Below are 8,941 nucleotides of genomic sequence, written 5' to 3'. Positions count from 1 at the left end.
GGACGCACCGTCGCGATCGCCTACCCGCCACCTACCAAGCCATTGCCAGCCTCGTTTCCGACCGCAACATCACCATGTGAAAGACGCCGTGATCAAGGCAAACACGCCCCACCCGCTATCACGCACCAACTCGTTAGCTGTTGAGGTCCATTACGGCGACGCCGAGTCCTTCGTAGGAGGTCGGGTTGACCGTGGCGACTAGGGCGCCGTCGGGGCGCTCAATGGTGGGGCGGGCAGCGTGTACTGCGGCCGCGGTGCCGAATGGGATGTGGCGGCGCTGCAGTTCCGCGATGGCGTGCGCTGTCTCGTAGTCGGCGTCCAGAGTGTGCAGGGTGTCGAGGATGCCGAGGTAGTCGACGATTCCCGGGCGGTGGCGTTCCGCCTCAAGAGCACTGATGATCGGCACCCATAGGCGCACGGTGGGGTCCCCGCTGGCGATGTGGATCAATCCGGAGACCTGCTTGTGGCCTCCGAGAGCCAAAAGGGTGTCGCTGTCGAGGACGTAGTGCTCGATGATCACGCTGCCCGGCCCTGTGAGGACTCGCCGGCGCGGAGCCGTTCTCGGTGCGCAGCCTGCGCAGCGCGCATCTTGGAGCGCAGCTGCGAGGTCTCATCCTCGGTGAGGGGGTGGCCAAACTCGGTTTCGAGGAAGGCTTTGGTGCGTTCCGCCCGGTCGCGGAGTTCTTGCGGTGTCAGCGAGGTTGCGGCGAACTCTTCGATGAGGGCCCGCATCGTGACCCCACGTGCCTTGGCGAGAGCGGCGAGCCGGTCCCTGGCCATGGAGTCAATCTTGATCGTCGTATCCACCCCGAAAGTATACCAGCAAGAATACTCCTGTGTCGGTCTGAGGCTCCGCCCGGGCGGCCCGCCGCCCGCCGGAGCGAGCGGTCGGGGGCTGGGGCGACCCAGTGACGTCGGCTCCACGGAGCCTTGTGGCGGCAATCCCGCCGTCGGCCTGTCCGGGTGCCGGATAGAGAAAGGCCCGGCCGCGAGGGTGTCCACGGCAGATACTTGCTTCTGTGGCGATGAGCGTGGGCTTGGATCCGAAGACGCAGAAGGCAGCCCTGGAAGGGGTGATGCCGTGGCTGGCGCCGTCCGGTGTGGCGGCAGAGGCGCTGGCCAAGCTGGACCGGCCGCTGATGGCCTGGATGCAGGATCCCGAGTTCCACATGTTCGACTCGGCGGCGCACTACGCCGAGTACGAAGATGATCCAGGCGGCCTGTCCCAGCTTGAGCGGAAGATCGCGAAGTTGCCCCCGCGCCCGGAATGGGCCATGGAACGTGTCTGGACACCGGACGAAGAGACCGATGAAAAGTACGACGCCGCGTACGAGAAGGGGTGCGTGGCGATCGCCGGCCGCAGCCAGCACCCGAGGGATCTCGACGCGTACACCGCTATCGCCTACGAGCTGGCTGACCTCGCCGACCAGGACGATGAGTTCGACCCGAACGACGTGGAGAGCCCAGCCGATCTCGTCCGCGGAGACCTGGAGGCCGGACTCGCCTGGGCCTCCGGCGGGGTCTGCGTGCTGCAGCCGCTCCCCTACCCGTTCAAGGACGTGCTGCCGTACGGAGAGCTGGACAACCGACCTGCGCACCGCGTCGTGTACGCCTACGCGAACCTGCTGCAGGTCAAGCACCCGCGCAAGGCCGTTCAATGGTTCACAGCGATGGTCTACTTCAACCCGATGGACAACATGGGTGCCCGCTTCTGCGCCCCGGGAGGACCTTCCGGCGACAGCCTGTATCCGTTCACGTGATACGCCGAATGTCCCAGTCGTACTTTTCCCAGTAGCCGGCGAGCGCGGTGATCTCGACTGATTTGCCTGGTCGTGGGGCGTGCACCATCTGACCTGCTCCGACGGCAAGACCGACGTGGCCCCAGTTGCCGTCGTTGTTGATGACGATCAGGTCGCCGGGCTGCAGGTCCGAGCGGGACACCTTGGTTCCGACGCTGCGCTGGGTTTGTGAGGTGCGGGGGAGGGTGATGCCGACGCCTTGGTAGAAGGCGTAGACCATCAGGCCGGAGCAGTCGAAGCCGCCATTAGTGGGGCCGGTGGTGTCGCCGCCGCCCCATACGTAGGGGACGCCGCGCTGAGCGAGGGCCTTTTGCACGACAGCACCCACGCGCCCTGCCACCCCCGTTGTCCCGCCCGGGGCGGTGGGGGTGAGTTGGTCGTATCGGCGGATGTGGGCGGTGACTTTGTCGGCGTACCAGCCGGCGTTGTTGTAGCGCAGCAACGCTTTGCGGAGCTGGGCGGGGTTGCGGAGGTCGCTTGTGCCGGTGCCGCAGAGGTAGACCGCGGTGCCCAGGGCGGCGTCGTAGGCGTTGTGGGGGTCTTTGACGCCGTCGTTGTTGCCGTCGGAGCCGCTGGGGCCCTTCCAGGTGGAGGGCAGGAACTGGGTGGGTCCTACGGCTCGGTCGCAGGCGGTGTCGCCGTCCCACCGTCCGCCATCGGTGTCGGGGAACGCGGTGGTGTTGCCGCCAGCGCCGCTGCCGTCGAGTCGGGCGCCGATGATGCGCGGGGTGATGGTCCCGTCTGGGGCGATCGTGCGTCCGGCCGCGTGGTTGGATTCCACCGCGCCGATGCCGGCGATGACCGACCAGCGCATGCCCGTGCACTTCGGCCGCAGGCTCGTGACGCTCTGGGCGGCGCGGGTGTAGGCGGCGAGCATTACCGCGTGCACCCCCGCCACCTGCGAGGGCGCCGCTCCTTGCCCGATCGCGCCGTTGCCCTCGAGTTCCTGTTCGTGTTCGGCGGCGCCTCCGGCGACCGCGGCGACGAACAGGACGACGAGTCCGAGGACGAACGACAGCGGTGCGAGCACGATTCCGGAGGCGATCGCGGCCTTCTTCCCACCGGTCACGAGCCGCCTCCGCCGCGGCGGGGCGCGGGCGGGATCGGCCCGGTCGGGCGAGCGGCCCGCCGCGTGACAGGAGGGTCGGGGGAGGCAGGTATTTGAGTGCCTCGGTTACGGATGCGGTGCAGCCGCACCTGCAAGGCCGCTTGGGCCGGGCTCGCCGGTGGCTGAGCGACACGCGGCGGGACCGGCCGGGGCCGACGGGCCGGGGGCGCAGCGACCGAGACCGGGACGGGCCGCGCAGGACGTGCCGGAGATGAGCGGACCGGAGTGGGCGGCCGCACGGGGGCAGGCCTGGTGGGGGCGCTGCGGGGTACGTAGGGCTGTGGTCTGTGGCCGCGTACCAGGCGGCCGATGGAGCGCACGCCGTGGGCGTACTCGTGGGCGAAGTCCGCTACCGGCGGAGCGTATTGCTGGTGGACCTGCTGGATGCGGTGGCCGAGGCTGGCGACGGAGCCCCTGACCTGACCCGGTACCGCGGTAAGGGCGGCGCCGGTCTTGCGCACGGCCCGTGGGCCGTAGACGGGCAGGCCCACGGTGGACTTCAGCCCCAGCTTGCTTGCAGCGAGGGTGCCCTTGGCAGCCAGCTTCGTCGTCCCGACGGCAGCCTTGGCCGTCCCGCCGATCATGCGGCCGGTACCGCGGGCCAGACGGGCGGCCAGTGCGCTCGATCCGCGAGCGTATCCCGCGCCGGCCGCGCCGCCAGTGGCAGCCATCGCTCCGAGCATCATGCCGCCGACCAGGAGCTTGCGGCCCAGGCTGCGGCGAGGGCGTTCGTTGCCGAGGTCGGACGGGCCGGCCTGGCCGCCGAGCGGACTGTTGCCCAGTCGGGTTCGGGCCGTGGCCGCGAGGTTTCCGGTGGCGCGGGTCAGGCGCTTGCGGAAGACGAATGCCCCGATGCACAGCAGGTCGATGACGACGAACCGGATGGTCAGGCCGCCGGGCAGGTCCTTTTCGGGGCTGTTGAGGATGGCGGTGATGACGACGATCAGCACGGCGAGGGAGAACACTGCGACGACCATCACGGCGAGTGATTTGAGTGTCGAGGTGGCGCGGGTCCATAGCCAGGCGCGGCCAGGGCCTGGTAGGACGCCGACGGCGAGCGCGACTTTGGAGAGCATTGCCTCGAAGGCGATCCATACCTGGGCCAGGAGGAAGGAGCCGTCGACGACGATGATGAACAGGCACACCAGCAGGGCGGCCAGGGTCATGAAGGCGGCTCCGCCGACCTTGTCCATGGAGGCTTTCTTCAGGGCTCCTGCGTCGCCCTTGACGCAGTCCTTCTCGAATTCCTTGGCGGGCCCCACCTCGAAAGCTTTTTCTTGCATCCACTCGGGCGTGATGGTGGTGCCGTCCGGGATCAGGGAGCCGATCCAGGGCAGTTCCTGCAGCTTGTCGCTGCCGGAGTTGAGGGCGTCGTCGACCATGTCGTCGTACACCGCCTGCGCGATGCGCGAGTCACGGAACCGCTTGGCGCAACTTTCCGCGCCCTTGGTCTCGTCGTCGAAGGTCTGGCCGTAGGAGAGGATCATCGCCGGGCGGACGACGAAGGCGTCGACGAGCCCGTCGGTGATGGGCCGGGCGAGCGCGGTGGCATTACCCCGTACCTGCGCGCCCGCGCTGGAACCGGCGGGCACCGTGTCATTCACGGTGTCGTTGATGGTGGTCTTCGGTGTCTCGATGGCCTTGTGGTTGTCGAGGACGAGGGCGGCGACTTCGACGGCCAGAGCGCGCGCGGTGCCGACTGCGCCGTCCTGCTCGGACAGCAGCAATTGCGGTGGTGCGGCCAGGGTGGTGACGGCGAGAGCGGAGATGACCAGGGCCGCTGCGGCCTCGCCCCAGCCGCGGGCTTTGCGGCCGAACATCAGATGCCAGCCGGCGACGACGCCCGCGAAGGTGAGGAACAGCGCGGGTAGGCCGAGCTGGACGAACACGTGCGTATACACCGACGTGGATACCGTCAGCGCGGGCTTGAGGAGCAGTCCGGCGAGCTTGAAGGAGAGGCTCCAGGCGATCAGGAAGCAGGCGAAGGACACCCATCCACTTCGTGGCCAGGAACAGGCTTTCGACCAGGAACGCCTCGATCTTGAGGTCCCAGTCTTTCCAGTCGCCGGTGTCGGAGAAGATCCGGTAGGAGGAGACTGGGTTGCCGTCGCGGTCGGTGACCTCGAACGCGGACAGCACCCCGCCGTTACGCCGGTCCCTTTTGTACTGCTCGACCCGTTCCTCGAACGCGGACAGCTTGTTCTTGTCCGCCGCGGCCTTCTTCTTCGCTTCCTCGACCGCCTCCGCAGCCGTGCCCGGCGCCTGCGGCCCGGCGGGCCCCGTCGGTGGGGTCAGCGGCGGGGGAGGGGTGGGGTTGAGCGGGTTGTACGGGGCCGGCAGCGTCGGTGCCGGGGCGGGGGCTGGCGGTGGGGTGGGGGCAGCTGTGGCGACCTGGGCGAGCAGCAGGGAGGTGATCGCGGCGAGCAGCAGCATGCCCACGCCGGCGATCAAGGCCCGCCCGGGCCTGAGCCATCGCCCGGCGGCTCCGCGCCACCGGGCGAGCAGCGGGGCGTGTGGGGTGGTGTTCATACGGCCAGGGCCGCTTCGGGGTCGGAGTGGATGTTGGCGGCCGCCTCGGGGTCGTCGGGGATGCGGACCTGCATGCCGCCGATGCGGCCCATCAAGTCGCGATGCAGGCACTCGCCGGCCCGTTCGGCCTGCTCGGCATCGGACAGGTTGATGGGGGACAGGCGGGTGGTGACCTCGGTGAGCAGGTCGGCGTCGTTCGGGTCCAGACCGAGGAACTCAAGGCCCCGGCGGGCGAGATGGACGTCGGTGTGGCGGAAGAGGTAGCGGCGCGGGATCAAACCGCGCACGACCGCGCCCCGCCTTGCCCCGGCTCAGCCAGAAGCGGCTCGATGAGTCCGCGGCGCGTGCTGTGCCCGTAGATCCACAGGATCTCGGCCTCACTCGCTGGTCGGAGCCGTACCTGCGAGGGCCACGTGGACGCCAGCTCAGATGCCTGGGTGAGCCGCTCGACTTCCTCGCGCGCAGGGATCCGCGCGGGCATCAGCCCCAGATGCAAGGCGATCTCGGCCCGCGCCGCGCGCACCGCTTGGGCCACCGCCTGGGAGCGCGAGGTCTTCAGCGGCACCGCCAGCCAGTCCGTACGCCCCGTCAGCTCCAGATGCTCCAACTGATCCAGGGTCCGGTGGGCCACCTGCTCATACCGGGCGGAGGCATCGGTGTCGATGCCCGCGACCATCTTCTCCACCACGCTGGCCGGATTGACCTGCGGGCACAGCGACAGCAGCATCGCCTCCCCCCGCAACTGCTTGACCAGCGATTCGATCGCCGTCAGTCGCTGCATCTTCGCCCGCCGGGAGACCTGCGCCTGCTCGGCACCCATCACGCGCTACTCCGCGCGTGGCCAGCAAGGCGTGGGACTGGGTCACGAGCGAGTGGAATGCGAGGGTTCGCGGGGCCTCGGGCACGTGGCCACTCTAGATGCCAGGCTGTCTGCATCTGCCCGTAACGAGACTGTTGATCACCGGCGGGAACACTGCGTCGGCGGACCCCTTCCCGTCCTTCAGGGCCTCGATCCCCGCGGTCGACGAGTCTCGGATGACAGCCTGTACTGACTATCGGGGGAGTAGGGCGGATACGGTCTTGCCGCCGGTCTTCTGGCGGGTGATGGCGGTGGCACGGGCGAGGCGGGTGACCATGGGCCAGCCGAAGCCTCCGGTGCCGCCATTCAGGTCGGGGGTGCGCATGCGCGGGACCTGCGGGCTGCCGTCCTGCACGGCCACTTCGATGCTGTCCGGGCGCGCGGTCAAATCCAGGGCGTAGGTGCCGCCCCCGTGGCGGAGGGCGTTGGTGACGAGCTCGGAGACGACCAGGAGCACGCTGTCGGCGGTCTCGGCTGCCATCGCCGGCACAAGGGCTTCGAGGAAGTCGCGGGTGTTCTCGCGTGCGTCGGCAACGGAGGTCGCGTGGCGAATGGTTGCGACGCTGATGCTCATCGTGTCCATCAGGCCCCCGTCTATGGATCGCCCATGCCACCCCGCTGCCTGCCCGGTGCTTGTGCCCCGGCCCGGGGCGGTTAACCCGGCTTGATCCCACCATGCCCGAGGACGATGACCTCACCACCGGAACGGAGTAAATCTGTGTTGGCCCGAGTAGACATTGACTGGTGGTGTGGTTATGGTTTCTCTCGTAGCCGTGAAGACGGACAGCAGGGCCCAGCAGAGATGACCTGCCGGGCAGCAGTACCCGCAGTTGCAGTACGCAGGACGGTTCGGTGGTGGAGTTCCGAAGCCAAAGTGGTTGCTGAACGGCGACGGGACTGATGACCGGCCCGGGGGGCCCGCAGTGTTCAGGGGCCCCCGGAGCAGTACCGCAGTGCAGTACCCGTAAGTGCAGTTCGCAGTACCCAGCAGTGAAGTCAGTGAGCAGGGCCCCGGTAAAGGCGCCGGCTGCGGGCGCGCGTACCGGGAACTAGGGCAGCGAAGTTCCCGCCAAGGAGACAGGGCGAGGGATCGGCTGCCCACCTGCGAAGAGTGACGCTTCCTCAGGTCACAGCACAGTACGCAGTACCGGCAGTTCGCAGTAGTTGTTCATAGAGGGAAGAAGGAGGAACGGGCGCCATCAGGATCGCCCGGGTGGATGTCTGAGCCCGGGTACCGCAGGACATCGTGAGTGAGGTGGTCTTCGGTCGAGCAACCGCGATCCCCGCATTCCTCACCTGCTCCCGGGTGGGTGTGCGGACACAGAAAGCCGGCGCAGTACTGAAACCGGCAGATGGTAGTTGTTCCTTCGGGGCCCTGGCGCCACTGGCGCCAGGGCCCCTCCAGCGTGTTCCAAAGAGAGGTGCGATGACAGCAGACGACTCGTTCGACCGTCTCGACGACGACGACTACCCCGCCTACACGATGGGCCGGGCCGCCGAAATACTCGGCACCAGCCAGGGCTTCCTCCGCGCCATCGGCGAAGCCCGCCTGATCACCCCGCTCCGCTCCGAGGGCGGCCACCGCCGCTACTCCCGATACCAACTGCGCATCGCCGCCCGCGCCCGCGAACTCGTCAACCAGGGCACCCCCATCGAGGCCGCCTGCCGCATCATCATCCTCGAAGACCAACTCGAAGAAGCCCAACGCATCAACGCCGAATACCGCCACGCCGCCGAATCAGGCAACCCGACGACCACGGCCTGAAACGGCCCGCGCCCCGCCGGGCGCCAGCAGACCGCCGCACGCACGGGCACGTCGCTCCGCGTCCGACACCTCTGGCCAGAGGTACGACTGCCTCCCTGGTCACAGTGCGTGTGGACATGTAGCGTCTGCGTTAGCTGTCGTGGTTCGGAACTTCCCCATTGCCCACGCCTCCGGCGTGGGCGTTTTGCTGTGCGGTGCCGCAGGGACCAGGGCGATCACCTCCGCCTTCCACACGGTGCGGGAGGCGTTCATCGACTGGAAGGATGAGACATGGCTACCGGAACTGTGAAGTGGTTCAACGCGGAGAAGGGCTTCGGCTTCATCGCCCAGGAAGGCGGCCCGGACGTGTTCGCCCACTACTCGGCGATCAACGCCTCGGGCTTCCGTGAGCTCCAGGAGGGCCAGACCGTGACCTTCGACGTCACCCAGGGCCCCAAGGGCCCCCAGGCGGAGAACATCACTCCGGCCTGACCTCCGCCCCCGCCCGCGCGGACGTGGCCGGTAATCGGACGATGCCACCGTGACCCCTGCACCCGCTGCACCTCCTGGGCCTTTGACAGTCCATGCCGGTGCGGGGGGAGGGGGCCGGGCCCCCGTAGGCGGGGTCGCAGTACGGCCCAAGCCGTCCTGCCCAGCAGCGTTATCGTTCGCCGTGTCAACGGGGCCAACGGCAAGGGCCCGACGTCTACACGTCGGGCCCTTGCCGTGCTGAGTCAGTAGCGGGGACAGGATTTGAACCTGCGACCTCTGGGTTATGAGCCCAGCGAGCTACCGAGCTGCTCCACCCCGCGTCGGTGCACAGAACTCTACGGCATGGCTGGCCTGCGCCTTACCAGGATTTGTGCGCGGGTGGGTACTGCGCCTGGGCCTGCGCGCGCCCC

Annotated in this window: 10 protein-coding genes and 1 tRNA gene; 3 read left to right on the top strand and 8 right to left on the bottom strand. The window is 68.4% G+C overall.

Annotated elements, in window-relative coordinates; all coding sequences use genetic code 11:
• Positions 1–133 precede the first annotated feature (133 nt).
• Together ABZ532_RS29550 and ABZ532_RS29545 are read right to left on the bottom strand one after the other, a co-directional pair.
• The gene (locus ABZ532_RS29550) at positions 134–520 is read right to left on the bottom strand and encodes a hypothetical protein (RefSeq protein WP_361290429.1); all 387 of its coding nucleotides are present in this window, start codon (positions 518–520) and stop codon (positions 134–136) included.
• On the bottom strand, positions 517–807 hold the full coding sequence (locus ABZ532_RS29545) for a hypothetical protein (protein WP_361290426.1): 291 nt from the start codon (positions 805–807) through the stop codon (positions 517–519). Before ABZ532_RS29545 ends, ABZ532_RS29550 begins: the two co-directional genes overlap by 4 nt.
• A gap of 230 nt (positions 808–1,037) precedes the next feature.
• Between ABZ532_RS29545 and ABZ532_RS29540 the strand changes: the two genes are divergently transcribed.
• On the top strand, positions 1,038–1,760 hold the full coding sequence (locus ABZ532_RS29540; RefSeq protein WP_361290423.1) for a hypothetical protein: 723 nt from the start codon (positions 1,038–1,040) through the stop codon (positions 1,758–1,760).
• Here the strand turns inward: ABZ532_RS29540 and ABZ532_RS29535 are convergent.
• The 5 genes from ABZ532_RS29535 to ABZ532_RS29515 form a co-directional block, all read right to left on the bottom strand.
• Entirely contained in the window at positions 1,753–2,868 is a 1,116-nt protein-coding gene (locus ABZ532_RS29535) for a bifunctional lytic transglycosylase/C40 family peptidase (RefSeq protein WP_361290419.1), read from the bottom strand. The two genes, ABZ532_RS29540 and ABZ532_RS29535, sit on opposite strands and share 8 nt — an antisense overlap.
• Positions 2,865–4,898, bottom strand: coding sequence for a hypothetical protein (locus ABZ532_RS29530; RefSeq protein ID WP_361290416.1), 2,034 nt, complete (start codon positions 4,896–4,898; stop codon positions 2,865–2,867). Before ABZ532_RS29530 ends, ABZ532_RS29535 begins: the two co-directional genes overlap by 4 nt.
• 534 nt (positions 4,899–5,432) lie before the next feature.
• Complete coding sequence (locus ABZ532_RS29525) at positions 5,433–5,723, bottom strand: ATP-binding protein (RefSeq protein ID WP_361290413.1); 291 nt, start codon at positions 5,721–5,723, stop codon at positions 5,433–5,435.
• A complete protein-coding gene (locus ABZ532_RS29520) occupies positions 5,711–6,256 on the bottom strand; it encodes a hypothetical protein (RefSeq protein WP_361290410.1) in 546 nt (181 codons plus the stop codon). Before ABZ532_RS29520 ends, ABZ532_RS29525 begins: the two co-directional genes overlap by 13 nt.
• 232 nt (positions 6,257–6,488) lie before the next feature.
• Positions 6,489–6,878, bottom strand: a complete 390-nt coding sequence (locus ABZ532_RS29515) for an ATP-binding protein (RefSeq protein WP_361290407.1) — start codon at positions 6,876–6,878, stop codon at positions 6,489–6,491.
• Positions 6,879–7,721: 843 nt separating this feature from the next.
• On the opposite strand from ABZ532_RS29515, the gene ABZ532_RS29510 reads away from it, so the two are divergent.
• Together ABZ532_RS29510 and ABZ532_RS29505 are read left to right on the top strand one after the other, a co-directional pair.
• Positions 7,722–8,060 carry a MerR family transcriptional regulator gene (locus tag ABZ532_RS29510; protein WP_361290404.1) on the top strand — a complete coding sequence of 113 codons (339 nt, stop codon included), beginning with the start codon at positions 7,722–7,724 and terminating at the stop codon, positions 8,058–8,060.
• Positions 8,061–8,330: 270 nt separating this feature from the next.
• Positions 8,331–8,531: a cold-shock protein gene (locus ABZ532_RS29505; protein WP_361290401.1), complete on the top strand. Its 201-nt coding sequence runs from the start codon at positions 8,331–8,333 to the stop codon at positions 8,529–8,531.
• A 246-nt stretch (positions 8,532–8,777) separates the two neighbouring features.
• Here ABZ532_RS29505 and ABZ532_RS29500 read toward each other — a convergent pair.
• Positions 8,778–8,851, bottom strand: a tRNA-Met gene (locus ABZ532_RS29500).
• Between the last annotated feature and the right edge of the window lie 90 nt (positions 8,852–8,941).

It is taken from the genome of Streptomyces sp. NPDC019396 (assembly GCF_040632375.1).
Classification (GTDB): domain Bacteria; phylum Actinomycetota; class Actinomycetes; order Streptomycetales; family Streptomycetaceae; genus Streptomyces.
The sequence above is the reverse complement of the archived record's forward strand: the minus strand, read 5'-3'. Positions and strand labels throughout refer to the sequence as shown.

Excerpts from the sequence above, each read along its gene's own strand:
- ABZ532_RS29520 (WP_361290410.1), bottom strand. The coding sequence starts at position 6,256 with ATGGGTGCCGAGCAGGCGCAGGTCTCCCGGCGGGCGAAGATGCAGCGA.
- ABZ532_RS29515 (WP_361290407.1), bottom strand. The coding sequence starts at position 6,878 with ATGGACACGATGAGCATCAGCGTCGCAACCATTCGCCACGCGACCTCC.
- ABZ532_RS29510 (WP_361290404.1), top strand. The coding sequence starts at position 7,722 with ATGACAGCAGACGACTCGTTCGACCGTCTCGACGACGACGACTACCCC.
- ABZ532_RS29505 (WP_361290401.1), top strand. The coding sequence starts at position 8,331 with ATGGCTACCGGAACTGTGAAGTGGTTCAACGCGGAGAAGGGCTTCGGC.